A 16,883-nucleotide genomic window follows, 5' to 3' on the forward strand; every position below is an offset into this window, starting at 1 on the left:
CACGCGCTTCGAGAAGTTGGACGTCATGTTCCTTGGATTCCTCAACTTCGTCCTGGTCGTTGATGGGCTTCGGATGTGTTAACAGGCCCTAGTTCCTCTGGGTCTTGGTGGTGAAGGAGCGCTGCATGCAATCGGTGGATATCGCAGTCATTGGTGCCGGGCCGGTCGGCCTGAGTTTTGCGCGGTCGTTGGCCGGTAGTGGCCTGTCGGTGCTGGTGGTCGACCAGCAGCCACGCGCGCAGCTGGCCGAGCCGGCCTTCGACGGGCGCGAAATCGCGCTGACCCATGCCTCGCGTGCATTGCTGGAGCAACTGGGCATCTGGCCGCAATTTCCCGCCGATGCGATCTCGCCGCTGCGCGACGCCCGCGTCATGGACGGACATTCGCACTTCGCGCTGACCTTCGCCGCCTCCGCGCGTGGTGCCGGCGATCTGGGCTGGCTGGTGCCCAATCATCTGATCCGTCGCGCGGCCTGGCAGGCGCTGCAGGCACAAGCTGCGTTGGAGATGCGCTGCGCCTGCACGCTGCAGGCCGTGCAGCAGCAGCGCGACCGCGTGGTGCTGCAGTTATCCGATGGGGAAACGGTATCGGCGCGCCTGCTGGTGGCGGCCGACAGTCGCTTTTCCAGCACCCGGCGCCTGCTCGGCATCGGTGCGCAGCTGCGTGATTTCGGCAAGACCATGCTGGTGTGCCGGATGCGGCATGCGCTGCCGCACGGGCATGCCGCCTGGGAGTGGTTTGGCTACGGCAAGACGCTGGCGTTGTTGCCGCTGCAGGGCAATCGGGCCGGTGCGGTGCTGACCCTGCCGCCGCGACAGGTGGAGGCCTTGCTGGCGATGGAGGCGGTGGACTTCAGTGCGGCGGTGACCGAGGCGTTCGAGCATCGGCTCGGGCCGATGCAGCAGGACGGCAGCCGGCATGCCTATCCGCTGGTGGCGGCCTATGCGCAACGCTTGATCGCCGAGCGTGCCGCGCTGATCGGCGATGCGGCGGTGGGCATGCACCCGGTCACCGCGCACGGCTTCAATTTCGGATTGCAGAGCCAGGCGCGCCTGGCCAAGCGTGTGTGCGCCGCTGCCGCCGCTGGGCGCGACATCGGGGCTGCGGCCCTGCTGCAGGGCTACGAGCGGGCGCACCGGCTGGCGACGCGGCCGCTGTATGAAGCGACCAATGCATTGGCCGCGCTGTATACCGACGACCGTGCGCCGGCCCGCCTGCTGCGACGTGGTGCCTTGCGTGCGGCGCATGCGGTGGCGCCGTTCAAGCAGGCGATTGCGGCGCATCTGACCCAGCGCAGCGTTTGACGTATCGAAGTGGGAGCAGGGAGGCACAGTGCGTGCAGCGCTGCGCTGTGGTCCTCACGCGCAGTGGCTTGTAACGGTATTCGACATGCGGGCGGGCAATGCGGTCAGCGGCCCGTTCGCGGGTGCTCGTTCGGCAATCGGATGGGCTCGATCAGGCCGGATTTGCATGAGGTCGGCTTTCGTCAGGCGCGCCGCAGTCGGGCACGCAGCCATCAGGCCGGCGCGTTGACCCGCGCAAGAATCGCATCGATCGCGCTGCGCGCATCGCCGCTGCGCAAGGCGTCTTCCAGCAGTGGAATCACCCAGGCGCAGCCGGCCTTGGTCACGTCTGCGCGCCAATCGCCGCGCCAGCCTTCCAGCTCGTGCAAGGCCAGCATGCTGCAACCGCCACGCTCGGCGTGACCGCCACGGATCGACTGCTCGAACCAGAACGGCGTGGGTGAATCGGCGTCGATCGAGAAAATATAGACATCGTGGTCCGGGTCTTCAGCCGAGGGCGCGATGTTGCGCCAGCTGACCTGCACCACGCTCATTCTGCAGGCTCCGCATCGGGGTCCAGCGCCAGCACGCGGATTTCCACATCGTCCAGTTGCACGCGTTGGCCGGGGCGGATCTTGGCGGTCTTGCGCAGTTCCTGCACGCCATCGACGCTGACCGCGCCGCTGGCGACGATCGCCTTGCCCTGCCCACCGCTGTCGGCAATACCGGCCAGCTTGAGCAACTGGTTGAGTTCGATGTACTCGCCGTCCAGGTCGAATTCCAGAAATTGCATGGTGCGCTCGGCGACAGGAAGACGGCGATTATCCGCCCGTCGCAGCCGACAACACCACCTTGCCGAACGCAGCGCCGGCAGGTGGAGTCGGTGCTGCAGCGCGACGCCGGCGCACCAGTGGCGTGCACGACGCCGGCGTCGCGGTGCGGCGTCGGCACGCTTATTCGCGGCGAAAGCGTGCAATCTCGTCCAGTATGCTTTCGGCACGCACGACGCCGGGCCCGGCATGCGCGTTGTCGATGCGCTCCAGCCACGGATGGCGTTTGCGCTGCAGCCGTCGATAGCCGAGCCAGGTGCCGATGCCGCCGAGCACGCCCACCAGCAGATTGAGCAGCAGCCAGTCGTGCGGCAGGGTCAGGCCGGTCAGCCCGCGCCAGCCGGCGTCGGCCACGGCCACCCACAGCACCCAGAACGCCACGCCCAGCCACGGGGCCACCCGCGTGCGCCAGCGCCGCAGCTGCGCGAGCGCGCGCTGCGTCGGCAGCAGCGGTCCGGCAAAGTCCAGTTGCGCCAGCAGCTGCAGCTGCCGTAGTGCGGAGATCGCCAGTGCACTGCTCCACAGCTGCAGCAGCACGCCGCCGATGATCGCCGCAACCTGATCGGTGTGGGCAAGCCAGCTGCGTGCGATCACGATGTGCAGCGCCACGGCGCACAGCAATTGCGCGGATTGGCTCAGCCACAGCGGGCGCAGGCTGGTGCGCGCCGCGTGGCTACGCACCTCGCCGACGATGTGGCCGATCTGCGTGCCGTGCTGATCCAGGCGGTGTTCCATCGCGTGCCAGGCGCGTTGCATGTCGTCGAGTTCCATCGAATGTTCCTTGGGCGAAGTGGGTGGTCAGAGTTCGGCGCGGATGCGCGCCTTGAGGCGGCTGAGTTTGGTGGCGACATTGGTCTCGCTGATGCCGAGCACCTCGCCGATCTCGCGGTAGCTGTGCGCGTCCAGGTACAGCAGCATCAAGGCGCGTTCCAGCGGCGGCAGCTGGGCGACGAAGCCGTGGAGTGCGGCGACCTGCTGCGCGTGTGCCGGGTCGCGCGCCAGCGGGTCGGCGAGGCTGTCGGCCACCGCCTCCAGCGGGAGCGGGTCCTGCGGCGCGCGGCTGCGGCCGCGCAGATCGCTGATCGCCACGTTCAAGGCAATGCGGTACAGCCAGGTGGAAAAGCGCCGGCCGGCGTCGTAGCCGGGGAATGCGCGCCATAACTGCACGGTGATGTCTTGCGCCAGCTCGGCGCGGTCGTCCGGGTTCCAGCAGTAGCTGGCCGCGACCTTCAGGACGATGCCGCGGTGCTGCTGCAGCAAGGCGTTGAAGCGGGTGTGCAGGTCTGTTTCCAGGGACATGGCTCCGGCCGGGTGGGGAGTGACAAGGGTCGAGGAGATGATTCGCCGCAGCGGGCGAATCCTCACAAGCTGAACGGACTGTCACGAAAATTTCGACAGCAGGGGGCCTGAGGGCGCACACTATGCTGCTTTGCGCCTGCCGGCTCCGTGCGGCGCCTCCGGAGTTACCCAATGACCCAAGAATCTCCCGCGCCGCTGCTGTTTGCAGACCTCGGCCTCTCAGACGCTGTGATGAAGGCGGTTGCCGCCGTCGGCTACGAGTCGCCGTCGCCGATCCAGGCCGCCACCATCCCCGCGCTGCTGGCCGGTCGCGACGTGCTCGGCCAGGCGCAGACCGGCACCGGCAAGACCGCCGCGTTCGCGCTGCCGGTGCTGTCCAACGCCGACCTCAACCAGCTCAAGCCGCAGGCGCTGGTACTGGCGCCGACCCGCGAGCTGGCCATCCAGGTCGCCGAGGCGTTCCAGAAATATGCCGAAGCCATTCCCGGCTTCCGCGTGCTGCCGGTCTACGGCGGCCAGCCCTACGCGCAGCAGCTGAGCGCGCTCAAGCGCGGCGTGCATGTGGTGGTCGGCACTCCCGGCCGCGTGATCGATCACCTGGACCGCGGCACGCTGGACCTGTCCCAGCTCAAGACACTGGTGCTGGACGAAGCCGACGAAATGCTGCGCATGGGCTTCATCGACGACGTCGAGGCGGTGCTGAAGAAGTTGCCGGAGAAGCGCCAGGTGGCGCTGTTCTCGGCGACCATGCCGCCGGCGATCCGCCGCATCGCGCAGACCTATCTGAAGGACCCGGCCGAGGTCACCATCGCGGCCAAGACCACCACCTCGGCCAATATCCGCCAGCGCTACTGGTGGGTGAGCGGCCTGCACAAGCTGGACGCGCTGACCCGCATCCTGGAGGTCGAGCCGTTCGACGGCATGATCATCTTCGCGCGCACCAAGGCCGCCACCGAAGAGCTGGCGCAGAAGCTGCAGGCACGCGGCATGGCCGCGGCGGCCATCAACGGCGACATGCAGCAGGCCGCCCGCGAGAAGACCATCGCCCAGCTCAAGGACGGCAAGCTCGACATCCTGGTCGCCACCGACGTGGCCGCGCGCGGCCTGGACGTGGAGCGCGTCAGCCATGTGCTGAACTACGACATCCCGTACGACACCGAAAGCTACGTGCACCGCATCGGCCGTACCGGCCGTGCCGGCCGCAACGGCGACGCGATCCTGTTCGTCACCCCGCGCGAGAAGGGCATGCTGCGCTCGATCGAGCGCGCCACCCGCCAGCCGATCGAAGAAATGCAGCTGCCGAGCGTGGATGCGGTGAACGACACGCGTGTCGCCCGTTTCATGACCCGCATCACCGAGACCCTGGCCGGTGGCCAGATCGAGATGTATCGTGATCTGCTGCAGCGCTACGAGAGCGAGAACAACGTGCCGGCGATCGATATCGCCGCGGCAATGGCCAAGTTGCTGCAGGGCGATGCGCCGTTCCTGCTGACCCCGCCGGTGCGTGGCGCGCGCGAGGAATTCGCACCGCGCGAGCGCAACGATCGCGGCGAGCGTCCTCGCTTCGAGCCGAAGTTCGAGCGTGGCCCGCGTGCCGATGGCGAGCGCGCGGCACGCCCGCCGCGTGCGGAACGTCCGGCATTCGCCAGTGATGGCGCGGGCGCCGAGCGTCCGCGTCGCGATCCGGTCGCCGCGCGTGGCGAGCCGGAGTTCGGCATGGAGAGCTACCGCATCGAAGTGGGCCACAGCCACGGCGTGAAGCCGGCCAATATCGTCGGCGCGATCGCCAACGAAGCCGGCCTGGAAAGCCGCTACATCGGCCGTATCGACATCCAGGACGATTATTCGATCCTGGACCTGCCGGCCGACATGCCGCGCGAGCTGCTGACGCACCTGAAGAAGGTCTGGGTGTCCGGCCAGCAGCTCAACATGCGCAAGCTGGAAGAAGGCGAGGCGGCCGCGTCGCCGTCCAAGCCGCGCTTCCCGCGCGGCGGCAAGCCGTCCGGTCGCCCGAATGGCCCGAACCGTCCGATGGACCGTGCCGGCGCGCCGCATCGCAAGGGCCCGCCCAAGCCCCGCGGCGAGTAAGTACCGCTGACGACCCGGCGGCGTGCGGCCGTCCGGCCGATCCGGCCGGGGGCGCAGTCGCTATGTTGGTTGAAGCATATCGGTGTACGCGCGTCATGCGTCGGCGCCGCAGCGATCGTCGGCGGCATCCTGTTAGCCATGCTAAGTTCCGCGCGGCCGCGGCCATGCCGGCGTTGCCATACAGACTGCGCCGTTGCGGCCGCTACTGCCTTCAGGCGCCCGCTGGGCGCCTGAATCGCATTGGGTGGCGGCAGGAGGGGGCGAGGATGACAACGGCGCAGATGGCAGGCGGCAACAGCGGTGGGCGGACCATGCACCTGGTGCGCGGCTGGCTGACGCTTCCCTTGGCCTTGTTGATCGGCATGGCGGTCGGCATGGCGGTGCTCTCGGCGCTGGTGATCGAGATCCAGGCCGGGGCAACGGCCTGGATCGTCGGCCAGAGCCACTGGTCCAATGCCCAGCAGGAGTCGGTGTACTGGCTGGAGCGCTACCTGGGCAGCGGCGATCCGGCCGACCTGCAGGCCGCCTGCCGCGCACTGGAAGTGCCGCTCGGCGACCGCGCCGCACGCGAGGCGGTCGAGCAGCCGGTGATCGACTGGGCTGCGGTCCATGCCGGGCTGGCCGCCGGACGCAATGCCCGTGAGGACATGCCGCAAATGGTGCGTCTGTATCGCTACGGCCATGTCTTTCCGTATCTGGGTGACGCCATCGCGATGTGGAAACACACCGACGCCGACCTCTTGCAGCTGAGCGCCCTGGCCGACCGGGCCGCCTCCGTGCAGGCCGCCAGCCGCCCGGATCCGCGCGCGCTGCAGGCCCTGCGCGACGAATTGCACCTGCTCGACCGCCGCATGCGCGGCGATGCGGCGCAGTTCCAGGCGCTGCTGGTCCGCTGCGCGCGGCTGCTGCACGATGTGATGGTGGTCTGCAGCCTGGCGACCCTGTTGCTGGTGTTGATCACCTGCGTGCTGGCGATGCGCCGCATCCGCAACTACCTGCTCTCGCACGAAGGACGCTTCCGCACCGCGTTCCAGCAGGCGGCGCTGGGCATGGTCAAGTTCGACCTGCGCGGCCGCGTGCTCGATGCCAATGCCGCGATGGCCAACATCCTGCGCTACCGGCCGGAGGAACTGCAGGCCTGCACGCTGGCCGAGGTGATGCATCCGGACCACATCGCGCTGGACAGCCGCGGCCTGATCGACTGGCCGACGCTGCTGCAGTCCGGCGAGCGGCGCTTGCTGCGCGCAGACGGCGGGGTGATGTGGGGGCGCTGGAGCGCGTCGCTGGTGGAGCCCGGCCCGGAAGAGCCGACCCTGGTGCTGGCGGTGATCGAAGACGTCTCGCATGCGCACGAGCTGGCCGATGAAGTCGCCTTCCATGCGCGCCACGACGCCTTGACCGGCCTGATCAACCGCCGCGAGATCGAACGCCGGCTGCTGCGCCTGATCGAGCCGCCGCAATCGCCGCAGCTCTGCCATGCGCTGTGCTTCGTCGACCTGGATCACTTCAAGCTGGTCAACGACACCTTCGGGCATGCGGTGGGCGACAAGTTCCTGTGCCACTTCGCCGACGTGATCACCATGCAGTTGCGCCCCGGCGACTGGCTGGGGCGGCTGGGCGGGGACGAGTTCGCGATCCTGCTGGCCAATACCGATCTGGCGCAGGCGCAGACCCTGCTCGAGCGCATGCATGCGGTGCTGGGCCAGCCGTGGAGCCATCAGGGCGGCCGGCCGCTGACGCCGAGCTGCAGCTTCGGCGTGGTGGAAATCCGCCAGGGCGCCAGCGACGTCAATGCCTTGATGACCGCCGCCGATCTGGCCTGCCATGCGGCCAAGGAAGAGGGCCGCAACCGCATTCGCTGCTTCGGCGAAAACGATCTGGCGCTGGCGCGGCGGCGCCACGACGGCGGCTGGATCAGCGCGGTGCAGCAGGCGATCGCCGAGGACCGGCTGCTGCTGTATGCGCAGAAGATCCAGGTGTTGAGCGATCCGGAACGCCTGCAGTACGAAGTGCTGGTGCGCATGCGTGCGCGCGACGGGCGGGTGCTGAGCCCGGGCGAATTCCTGCCTGCGGTGGAGCGCTACGGCCTGGGGCGCATGGTCGACGTGCATGTGCTGGAAACGCTGTGCGCGCAGCTTGCGGCCAACCCGATGCATGTGGCCACGCTGGACCTGTGCCACGTCAACCTGTCCGCGCAGTCGATCGCGCAGCCGGATTTTCTCGATGTCGTGTGGTCCTTGTTCGAGCGCTACCCGAGCCTGGTACCCAAGCTGTGCATGGAGATCACCGAGACCGCCGTCATCGGCGATCTGGAGCATGCGCAGCGCTTCGTGCAGAGCGTGCGTGCGCGCGGCTGCCATGTGGCGCTGGACGATTTCGGCAGCGGCCTGGCCTCGTTCGGCTATCTCAAGCAATTCACCGTGGATGTGCTCAAGATCGATTGCGGCTTCGTGCGCAATTACGCGCACGACGCGGTGGACCGTGCGGCGGTGCATTCGATCGCGCAGGTGGGCCTGGCGCTGGGGATCGAAGTGGTGGCCGAGGGCGTGGAGTCGGAGGCGGACATTCCCGGCCTGCGCGAGGCCGGTGTCGGCCAGGTACAGGGTTTCAGCCTGCATCGTCCATGCCCGCTGGACGAGCTGCTGCATGCCGGGCAGCCGCTGTTGGCGCTGTCCTGATCGCAGATGGGTGCACGCGGGCCGCTCCAAATCGCCGATAATCGGCCGATGACGACCCGACTCAACAAATACATCGCCGAAACCGGCTTCTGCTCCCGCCGTGAGGCTGATCGCCTGATCGGCGAACGCCGGGTCACCGTCAATGGCGTGGCTGCCGGCACCGGCGCGGTGGTGGGCGAGGACGACACCGTGCTGGTGGACGGCCAGCCGCTGCGCACGCGCGCGGCCAGCAGGCCCGGTGGCCGCAAGCATGTCTACATCGCGCTCAACAAGCCGGTGGGCATCACCTGCACCACCGAGAGTTCGGTCAAGGGCAACATCGTCGACTTCGTCGGCCACGAGCAGCGCATCTTCCCGGTCGGTCGGCTCGACAAGGAGTCCGAGGGTCTGATCCTGATGACCAGCAACGGCAACATCGTCAACGAGATCCTGCGCGCGGAAAATCGCCACCAGAAGGAATATCTGGTGGCGGTCAACAAGCCGGTCACCGACGAATTCCTGCGCGGCATGGCGCGCGGCGTGCGCATCCACAACGAGACCACGTTGCCGTGCCGCACCGCGCGCATCGCCAAGTTCGGCTTCCGCATCGTGCTGGAGCAGGGCTTGAACCGGCAGATCCGCCTGATGTCCGCCGAATTCGGCTACCGCGTGACCCAGCTGCGCCGGGTGCGCATCGACAACATCAAGCTGGCCGCGCTCAAGCCCGGACAGTGGCGCAACCTCAGCGATGCGGAACTGCGCGGACTGCTGCCGCAACGCACCGATTGGTGAGCTTTTCTCGCGCATTGGACTGAACCGCAACAGCACGCTGCATCGGCTGCGCAGGCGCAACCCGATGGCCGTGCATGACCGGCTCGGTCATACTTCCGCCGCCGACAGCCAGCTGGGGAGCGGGCAGAGTGATCAAACCGACATTGCCCGACAACGAAGCCGAGCGGCTTGCGGCGCTGCGTCAGTACGAAGTGCTGGATTCGCCGCCCGAGCGTGCCTTCGACGACCTCACCATGATTGCCTCCACGCTGTGCGAGACGCAGATGGCGGCGGTGGTGCTGGTGGACGAACAGCGGCAATGGTTCAAGTCCGCGCATGGCGCGCCGCGCAGCGAAGCATCGCGCGACATCTCGTTCTGCGCGCATGCGATCCTGCGCCCGGACGAAGTGATGATGGTCGACGACACCTTGCTCGACCCGCGCTTCCACGACAATCCGATGGTGACCGGCAGCGCGGCGGTCCGCTTCTATGCCGGTGCGCCGTTGGTGACCAGCGAGGGCATGGCGCTGGGCTCGCTCTGCGTCTTCGACCAGACCCCGGCGCATCTGCGCGAAGAACAGCGTGCTGCCCTGCAGGCATTGTCGCGGCAGGCCGCGCATCTGCTGGAACTGCGTCTGGCCGGCAAGCGCCTGCGCCAGCAACTGCAAGAGCGCGAATGGTACGAGCAGCAGCTGGCCGGCTATTACGCGCAAATGGATGCGCTGAATGCCGATCTGGTCGAGCAGACCCGCACCGATCCGCTGACCGGCTTGCCCAATCGACGCGCGTTTTCAGTGGCCTTGGCCGCGGCCATGGAACAGACGCGTGCGGCAGGCCAGCCGTTGTCGGTGGCGTTGCTGGACGTGGACCACTTCAAGACCGTCAACGACGTGCATGGGCACGACCAGGGCGATGTGGTGCTGCGCGAACTGTCGGCGTTGCTGCGTGCGCATGTGGCCGGTGCCGGCACCATTGCGCGTTATGGCGGCGAGGAGTTCGTGCTGCTGCTGCCCAACGTGGATCTGCTGCAGGCGCGCGTGCAGTGCGAATACCTGCGCCAGAGCGTGGCGGTGATGACCATCGCGCTGCCGGTGACGGTGAGTATCGGCGTGGCCACGCTGCATCCGCAGGAAAGCGTGGAGGCGGTGATCAAGCGCGCCGACCAGGCCCTGTATGCGGCCAAGCGTGGCGGACGCGACCAGGTGGTGGCGTTGGGGTAGGTGGCGTGCGCACGCGGGTGCGTCATCGACAAGGCCGGTCGCGGCCTGGGCCGCTGCGACGGTGGCGTTTGTGGGTTGCGCCGTGCGGTCAGTCGACGATGTTTTTCGCCTCGGCAGTGCCGAGCAGCTCCGGGTGCACGATCTTGCGCCGGCGTTCCAGCACCGGATGCAGGAACACCGCGCCGAGGATGATCGCCACGCCGAGATAGAACTGCACGGCCAGCTCGCGTTGCTCGCCGAGCAGGGCGATCGCCAGCACGATGGCGTAGACCGGTTCGAGGTTGGTCACCAGCTGCACCGAGTAGGCGCTGAGATGGCGTAGCGCCACCAGCGCCAGCGCAAACGGCAGCAAGGTGCAGGCCAGCGACAGCACCAGCAGCAGGACGCCGTCGTGCAGGCCGGGCACGATCAGCAGGTCGCCATGCAACGACGGCAGCAACACCGGCATGGCCGGCGCCAGCACGCTCAGGGTCAGCGTGCCGGCGCCCAGTTCCAGTGCGGTGACGGTGAGCGGGTCGGCATGCGCCACCATGCGCTTGTTGAGCGAGCCGAACAGGCCGACGAACACCGCCGAAATCGCGCCGACCACCACGCCGGCACGCATGCCATCCGGCACCCCGCCGACCACCAGCGCCACGCCGGGCAACACCGCCAGGCCGAACAGCAATTCGCGCGGGCGGAAGGGGCGCTGTGTCACCCATGGCTCGATCACGGCGGTGAACACCGGCGCCAGCGCGATGCAGGTCGCCGCCACCGAGGCATTGGCCAGCTTGATCGCGCCGTAGAAGGTCAGCCAGTGCAGGGCCACCAAGGCGCCAATGCCGCAATAGCCCAGCACCACGCGTCCGGACAATCCGCGCAGTCCGCGCCACACCCGCGGCAACAGCGCCAGCGCCACCACCACGATCAACATGCGCCACCACACCAGTGGCAACGCGGGCAGCGCGATCAGCTTGCCCAGGATCGCGGTGATGCCCCAGAGCAGCACGCAGAAATGGATTTGCAGTTGCGCCTTGCGCAGGTCGGTCGTGGGCATGCGCCATTGTTGCCGAAGACGCGACGCAACGCCCCTGCTAGCGCGACCCCAACGCCTGCAGCAACGCCATCGCCGCGGCCGGATTGCGCTCCTTGGCGGCACTGATGAAGAACACGAACACCTCGCGCGGCGTGGCTGCGGCGTGCGTCGATGCATCGACATGCGGCAGGTCTGCCACAACCTCGCCGCGCCGCCAGGCCTGGATGCGCTCGGCCCAGCGCGCCAGTGCCGGCGCCGGGTAGCCGGCATGCAGGCGCGCCTGGCTGCGCATCAGCCGCGCGTAGACAAAGTCGGTGGACAGATCGGCAAAGGACGGATGCTCGTCCGAATCGGTGAACACCGTGGCCACCCCATGCCGGCGCACCAATGCCAGCAGCGAGGCATCCACTGCGTCGTGGTCGCGGATTTCCAGCACATGGCGCAGCGCGCGCTTGCCGGCACGTTCGGGCAGCAACGACAGGAACGCGTCCAGGTCGTCGGCCTGCAGCCGATGCCCCTGCTCGAACTGCCACACCAGCGGCCCCAGCGTATCGCCGAGCTCGACGATACCGCCGATGAAGTCGTCCACCTGCGCCTGGGTGCCGGCCAGTCTGCGCGACTGGGTGATGCGGCGCGGTGCCTTGGCCGAGAAGACGAACCCGGGCGGCACCTGGTCGCGCCACTTCGCATAGGTGGCCGGTTGCTGCGTCCCGTAATACGTGCCGTTGATCTCGATGGCGGTGACGTGGCGGCTCGCATACTCCAGCTCGCGGCGCTGCACCAGCCCTTGCGGATAGAACATCCCCGCCCGCCATGGTGCATACACCCAGCCGCCGATACCGACGTGGATGCCATCGAGCGCGGGCGGGGGGGCGGCGAACAGATCGGTCATGACAGATTCCACGTTGGCGTGAGCGCGCGCCCGGCATGTCGAAGACGCGCAGATGTGGCAAGCCGCGCAGATGATAGCCCCGCCGGCTGCGCAGCGAAGCCGCGGCTGCCAAACCGCTCGCGCGTACTGCCAGGCAGGCGCGGCTGTTGGCGCGGGGCGGCATGCGGGCGTTGCGCACCCGCTGCAGGCACCGCCCGGCCAGCCAGCTGGGCGATCGGCGGCTTACGCGGACGCGGCCATGCCGCTACCATCGCAGATCGCCACTTTCGGACCGCAGCGATGACCTGGACCACGCCCGCTCTGTGTGACCGCTTTCCCGAGGTGAGCATCGCCGAACCGCTGTTCCGCTCCTATGGCGCAGCTGCGGCATTCTCCGGGCCGATCGTCACCGTGCGCTGTTTCGAGGACAACTCGCGGGTGCGCGAGCTGGCCTCCACGCCTGGCGACGGCCGTGTGCTGGTGGTGGACGGGCAGGGTTCGTTGAAGCACGCGCTGCTGGGCGACCAGATCGCGATGCAGGCGGTCGCCAACGGCTGGGCCGGCGTGTTGATCCACGGCTGCGTGCGCGATGTGGAGATCCTGGCCACGCTGCCGCTGGGCGTGCTGGCGCTGGGCGCCTGCCCGCGCCGCACCGAGCGGCGCGATCTGGGCGATGTGGATGTGCCGGTGAATTTTGCCGGCGTGGCCTTCGTGCCTGGCCATTGGCTGTATGCCGACGGCAATGGCGTGTTGGTGGCACCGCTGCCGCTGTCGCTGGACAGTGCCGGCGGATCGACCTGAGCGAAAGAGAGGACGAGGGACAGTGACCGTGAACCGATGGCTGAGTGGAGGCGTGCTGATGCTGGCGAGCTTGGTGACGACGACGCAGGCGGCCGAGCTTCCCGCCGGCATGCAGCAGTTCGACGCGCAGATGGAACGCGTGCGCAAGCAGTTCGATGTGCCCGGCATTGCGGTGGCCATCGTCAAGGATGGGCAGGTGGTGCTGGAGCGCGGCTACGGCGTGCGCGAGATCGGCAAGCCTGCGCCGGTGCAGGCCGACACGCTGTTTGCGATCGCCTCCAACACCAAGGCCTTCACTGCCGCATCGCTGTCGATCCTGGCCGACGAGGGCAAGCTCTCGCTCGACGACAAGGTCATCGACCACCTGCCGTGGTTCCGCATGTCCGACCCGTACGTCAGCGGCGAGATGCGTCTGCGCGATCTGCTCGCGCACCGCAGCGGCCTGAGCCTGGGCGCGGGCGATCTGCTGTTCTGGCCGACCACCAGCTACAGCACCGACGAGGTGGTGCAGCGCCTGTCCAAGGTGCCGTTGAAGGGCGGTTTTCGCGATCGCTACGCCTACGACAATATCCTGTACGCGGTGGCGCAGAAGGTGATCGAGCAGGTCTCCGGGCAGACCTATGCGGCGTTTCTGCAGCAACGCATCTTCGCCCCGGTGGGCATGCGCGGCACGCGCTTCAATGCCGACCATCTGCAGCCGGGCGACAACGCGGCCGTGGGCCATGCCAAATACGACTTCACCGAGCTGCGCACGGTCGCGCCGCTGACCTGGTCCAACAACTCCGGTGCCGGCGGCATCTATTCCAGCGCGCACGACATGGCGTTGTGGATGCAGGTGCAACTGGCCGGCGGCGTCCTGCCCGATGGCAAGCCGCTGTTCAGTGCCAAACGGCAGCAGGAGATGTGGTCGATGATCACGCCGATTGCGATTGCCGACCCGGCCGTGCCGGAGCTGGCGGCGGCACGCCCCAATTTTGCCGGCTATGGTGAGGGCTGGAGCCTGAGCGACTACCGCGGCCATCGGTTGGTGTGGCACACCGGCGGCTGGCCGGGCATGGTGTCGCGGCTGACGCTGGTGCCCGAGCAGCAGCTGGGCGTGGTGGTGCTGACCAATCAGGAGATCGGTGCGGCCTTCAATGCGGTGACGCTGCAGGTGCTGGATGCGTTCCTGCAGGTGCCGGCCACCGATTGGACCGCCGCCTTTGCCAAGGCGGTGTCCAAGGCCGACGGCGATGCGGACACCAGCTGGAAGAAGCATCAGCACGCACGCGCAGTGCGCTCCACGCCGTCGCTGCCGCTGCGCAGCTATGCGGCGACCTATCGCGACCCGTGGTACGGCGATGTGGTGATCCGCCAGGAGGGCAAGCGCCTGCGTCTGCAGTTTTCCAAGACCGCGCAATTGATCGGCACGCTGGAGCATTGGCAGCACGACAGCTTCATCGTGCGCTGGGACGATCGCAGCCTGAATGCCGATGCTTTCGTCAATTTCGCGCTGACCCCGGATGGCGCGGTGCGCGAGATGCGGATGGAGGCGATCTCGCCGCTGACCGATTTCAGCTTCGATTTCCAGGACCTGGTATTGACGCCGGTGGCAGCGGAGCAACCGGGGCACACGTGATACATCACGCGTCCTGCGAGCGGGGCGCGGCCGCTGTTATGAGCGCGTAGCGGCCGGCGGCCACGGCAGCATCGACGCCTGGTCCAGGTCGGTGCGTGGCCGTGGGTGCCGTCGGTAGCGCAGTACGCGCTGCAGGAGGTGTCGATGATGGCGCGCGTCGGCAACCGGGCTCGACGCGCCGGCATCGCGTGGTCGCGCCTGCCGGTGCTGGTGGGCCTGCCGACCCCCGCCGGCGCCTTGGCGCCCGTTGCGCGATAGCTATCGCCGGCCGGCACGGCTCGTTATGATCCGCGCACTTCTCAGGGATGTTGCCCAACGCATGACCACTCCGCAGATGTCTGTGTATTTCTTCTTGCAGGCTGCGGTGATCCTGCTGATCTGTCGTCTGGTGGGGTTGCTGGCCAAGCGGGTGGGGCAGCCGCAGGTGGTGGGCGAGATGATTGCCGGGGTGGCGTTGGGTCCGTCGCTGTTCGGCATGCTGCTGCCGGATGTGCAGGCGGCGCTGTTTCCCAGGCCGACGCTGGACGTGCTGTACGTGCTGGCGCAGTTCGGCGTGGGCCTGTACATGTTCCTGGTCGGCACCGACTTCCGCAGCGAGCATTTCCGCGCACGCTATCGCAGCGCGATGAGCGTGTCGCTGGCCGGGATCGCGGTGCCGTTCGCATTGGCCTTCGCGATGTGTCCGTGGCTGATCAACGTGGAGGGCCTGTTCTCGGGAAAAGCCAAGTTGATGGAGGCCTCGCTGTTCCTGGGTGCGGCCATCGCCATCACCGCCTTCCCGATGCTGGCGCGCATCATTCACGAGCGCGGGCTGACCAATAGCCCGTTGGGCACGCTGGCACTCACTGCAGGTGCGTTCGACGATGCGGCGGCGTGGTGCATTCTTGCCGTGGTGCTGGCCAGCTTTGGCGGCAACTGGGGCAGCGCCTATCTGGCCATCGGCGGCGGCATTGCATATGCGGCGTTCATGATCTTTGTCGGCCGGCATCTGCTGTGTCGTCTCGAGCGTTACGTGGTGCAGGACCGACCGCTGAGCAATGGCGTGTTGGCGGTCATCCTGATGCTGTTCTGCCTCAGCGCCTGGGCGATGGATGCGATCGGCATCCATGCAGTCTTCGGCGGCTTCCTGCTCGGCGTGTGCCTGCCCAGGGGCGCGTTGACCGAAAAATTGCGCCGGATGCTGCAGCCGTTCGTGGTGGTGTTCCTGCTGCCGATGTTCTTCACCTATTCCGGCTTGAAGACGCAGCTGAGCGTGTTGCTGCAGCCGCAGATCCTGCTGGCCGGCGTGGCGATTCTGGCCGCATCGTTCATCGGCAAGGGACTGGCGTGCTGGGCCGCTGCACGCATCACCGGCGAGAGCAACCGCGATGCGCTGGCGATCGGCTCGCTGATGAATGCACGCGGTTTGATGGAACTGATCATCATCAACATCGGGTTGCAGGCCGGGGTGATCGAACAAGGCCTGTTCTCGGTGCTGGTGCTGATGGCGATCCTCTCCACGCTGATGGCCACGCCGCTGTTCAACTGGATCATGCGTCGCCATGCCGACCCGACCGCTGCGGTGCCGGGCCTGCAGCAGCGCTAAGGCACTTGCAGTGCGTCACCAAGGCGCGCGAGCTGCCATCGCATCACGCCTGTGCCGCGGTGTGGTCGCTTCGAGACCCCGAAGCCTGTTGCGGTACGAAGCGCCGGCGTTGCGCTGCTTGCGGGCATCTGCAGCATCGCGGCACTCTTGCAGCGCACACAGGTAGCCAAGACCCGATGACCAAGACCAAGAAGAAAGCTGCACAGCAGGGGGTGCCGGCGCCTGCGCGGGTGTATCAGCTGCATGTTTCGCTGGTGGACAGCGCGCCGTTGATCTGGCGCCGCGTGCTGGTGGCTGGATCGCTGCGCCTGGCCACGCTGCATCGTGTATTGCAAGCGGTGCTGGGCTGGAGCGGCGCGCATCCGTACGAATTCGACCTGGGCGGCGGCCGCTACGGCGAGTCCGGGCTGGATGTGCCGGAGCGGCCACGGCTCAAGCATGCCGCCCGGGTCACCATCGAAAGCGCGGTGGGCGAGCTGGAGCGGTTCGACTATTTCTACGGCGCCGGCGCGGGTTGGCGGCACCGCGTCCAGGTCGAGGCCATCCTGCCACCGGACGCGAGCCTGCGCGCGGCCCGTTGCGTGGACGGGGCCAATGCCTGCCCGCCGGAAAGCAGCGAAGGAATCGACAGCTACCAGGCCTTGCTGCGGATCATCGCCGACCCGGAGCATGCGCAACATGTGCAGGAGCTGGCCACCCTGGGCGGGCGCTTCGATCCGGGCCATTTCGATCTGGTCGAGGTCAACCGCCTGCTCGCACGTGTCCGCGAGTGAGCGCGACCGACGCCGCATGACCTGCAGTGACGCCCAGGCCATGCATGACTTGGGCAAGCGAAATCGATCCGG

At 67.7% G+C, this 16,883-nt stretch carries 15 protein-coding genes; 9 read left to right on the forward strand and 6 right to left on the reverse strand.

The annotated features are described in order from the left end of the window. Nucleotides 1-125: 125 nt before the first annotated feature. Entirely contained in the window at nt 126-1,304 is a 1,179-nt protein-coding gene (ubiM, locus tag XarbCFBP7408_RS06515) for a 5-demethoxyubiquinol-8 5-hydroxylase UbiM (RefSeq protein ID WP_104562366.1), read from the forward strand. A 212-nt stretch (nt 1,305-1,516) separates the two neighbouring features. Here ubiM and XarbCFBP7408_RS22685 read toward each other — a convergent pair whose 3' ends face one another. The 4 genes from XarbCFBP7408_RS22685 to XarbCFBP7408_RS06535 all read right to left on the reverse strand — a co-directional run bounded on the left by XarbCFBP7408_RS22685 (nt 1,517) and on the right by XarbCFBP7408_RS06535 (nt 3,412). Beyond that, entirely contained in the window at nt 1,517-1,837 is a 321-nt protein-coding gene (locus tag XarbCFBP7408_RS22685) for a hypothetical protein (RefSeq protein WP_181106606.1), read from the reverse strand. Next, nucleotides 1,834-2,076 (reverse strand): RNA-binding S4 domain-containing protein, encoded by a 243-nt coding sequence (locus XarbCFBP7408_RS06525; protein ID WP_104535850.1) that lies wholly within the window; start codon nt 2,074-2,076, stop codon nt 1,834-1,836. Before XarbCFBP7408_RS06525 ends, XarbCFBP7408_RS22685 begins: the two co-directional genes overlap by 4 nt. A gap of 160 nt (nt 2,077-2,236) precedes the next feature. Next, entirely contained in the window at nt 2,237-2,884 is a 648-nt protein-coding gene (locus tag XarbCFBP7408_RS06530) for a hypothetical protein (protein ID WP_104562268.1), read from the reverse strand. A gap of 27 nt (nt 2,885-2,911) precedes the next feature. Beyond that, entirely contained in the window at nt 2,912-3,412 is a 501-nt protein-coding gene (locus XarbCFBP7408_RS06535; RefSeq protein ID WP_104562269.1) for an RNA polymerase sigma factor, read from the reverse strand. A 171-nt stretch (nt 3,413-3,583) separates the two neighbouring features. Here XarbCFBP7408_RS06535 and XarbCFBP7408_RS06540 point away from each other — a divergent pair, with 171 nt between their 5' ends. The 4 genes from XarbCFBP7408_RS06540 to XarbCFBP7408_RS06555 all read left to right on the forward strand — a co-directional run bounded on the left by XarbCFBP7408_RS06540 (nt 3,584) and on the right by XarbCFBP7408_RS06555 (nt 10,148). After that, nucleotides 3,584-5,500 (forward strand): DEAD/DEAH box helicase, encoded by a 1,917-nt coding sequence (locus XarbCFBP7408_RS06540; RefSeq protein ID WP_104562270.1) that lies wholly within the window; start codon nt 3,584-3,586, stop codon nt 5,498-5,500. Nucleotides 5,501-5,781: 281 nt separating this feature from the next. Further along, a complete protein-coding gene (locus tag XarbCFBP7408_RS06545) occupies nt 5,782-8,178 on the forward strand; it encodes a putative bifunctional diguanylate cyclase/phosphodiesterase (RefSeq protein WP_181106616.1) in 2,397 nt (798 codons plus the stop codon). Nucleotides 8,179-8,226: 48 nt separating this feature from the next. Further along, a complete protein-coding gene (locus XarbCFBP7408_RS06550) occupies nt 8,227-8,949 on the forward strand; it encodes a pseudouridine synthase (protein ID WP_104562369.1) in 723 nt (240 codons plus the stop codon). A gap of 74 nt (nt 8,950-9,023) precedes the next feature. After that, the gene (locus tag XarbCFBP7408_RS06555) at nt 9,024-10,148 is read left to right on the forward strand and encodes a diguanylate cyclase (RefSeq protein WP_429001391.1); all 1,125 of its coding nucleotides are present in this window, start codon (nt 9,024-9,026) and stop codon (nt 10,146-10,148) included. 88 nt (nt 10,149-10,236) lie between these two features. On the opposite strand, the gene XarbCFBP7408_RS06560 is transcribed toward XarbCFBP7408_RS06555, so the two are convergent. Beyond that, nucleotides 10,237-11,184: a DMT family transporter gene (locus tag XarbCFBP7408_RS06560; protein WP_104562272.1), complete on the reverse strand. Its 948-nt coding sequence runs from the start codon at nt 11,182-11,184 to the stop codon at nt 10,237-10,239. 37 nt (nt 11,185-11,221) lie between these two features. Continuing rightward, complete coding sequence (locus XarbCFBP7408_RS06565; protein WP_104562273.1) at nt 11,222-12,055, reverse strand: DUF72 domain-containing protein; 834 nt, start codon at nt 12,053-12,055, stop codon at nt 11,222-11,224. Nucleotides 12,056-12,334: 279 nt separating this feature from the next. Here XarbCFBP7408_RS06565 and rraA point away from each other — a divergent pair, with 279 nt between their 5' ends. The 4 genes from rraA to XarbCFBP7408_RS06585 all read left to right on the forward strand — a co-directional run bounded on the left by rraA (nt 12,335) and on the right by XarbCFBP7408_RS06585 (nt 16,811). After that, on the forward strand, nt 12,335-12,835 hold the full coding sequence (gene rraA / locus XarbCFBP7408_RS06570; RefSeq protein WP_104562274.1) for a ribonuclease E activity regulator RraA: 501 nt from the start codon (nt 12,335-12,337) through the stop codon (nt 12,833-12,835). Continuing rightward, the gene (locus tag XarbCFBP7408_RS06575; protein ID WP_181106608.1) at nt 12,777-14,453 is read left to right on the forward strand and encodes a serine hydrolase; all 1,677 of its coding nucleotides are present in this window, start codon (nt 12,777-12,779) and stop codon (nt 14,451-14,453) included. Before rraA ends, XarbCFBP7408_RS06575 begins: the two co-directional genes overlap by 59 nt. A gap of 319 nt (nt 14,454-14,772) precedes the next feature. Further along, nucleotides 14,773-16,038 (forward strand): cation:proton antiporter, encoded by a 1,266-nt coding sequence (locus tag XarbCFBP7408_RS06580; protein WP_104562275.1) that lies wholly within the window; start codon nt 14,773-14,775, stop codon nt 16,036-16,038. A gap of 176 nt (nt 16,039-16,214) precedes the next feature. Next, nucleotides 16,215-16,811 carry a plasmid pRiA4b ORF-3 family protein gene (locus XarbCFBP7408_RS06585; RefSeq protein ID WP_104562276.1) on the forward strand — a complete coding sequence of 199 codons (597 nt, stop codon included), beginning with the start codon at nt 16,215-16,217 and terminating at the stop codon, nt 16,809-16,811. The last annotated feature ends 72 nt before the right edge of the window (nt 16,812-16,883 follow it).

The organism is Xanthomonas arboricola pv. guizotiae (assembly GCF_002940205.1).
GTDB lineage: Bacteria > Pseudomonadota > Gammaproteobacteria > Xanthomonadales > Xanthomonadaceae > Xanthomonas > Xanthomonas arboricola_C.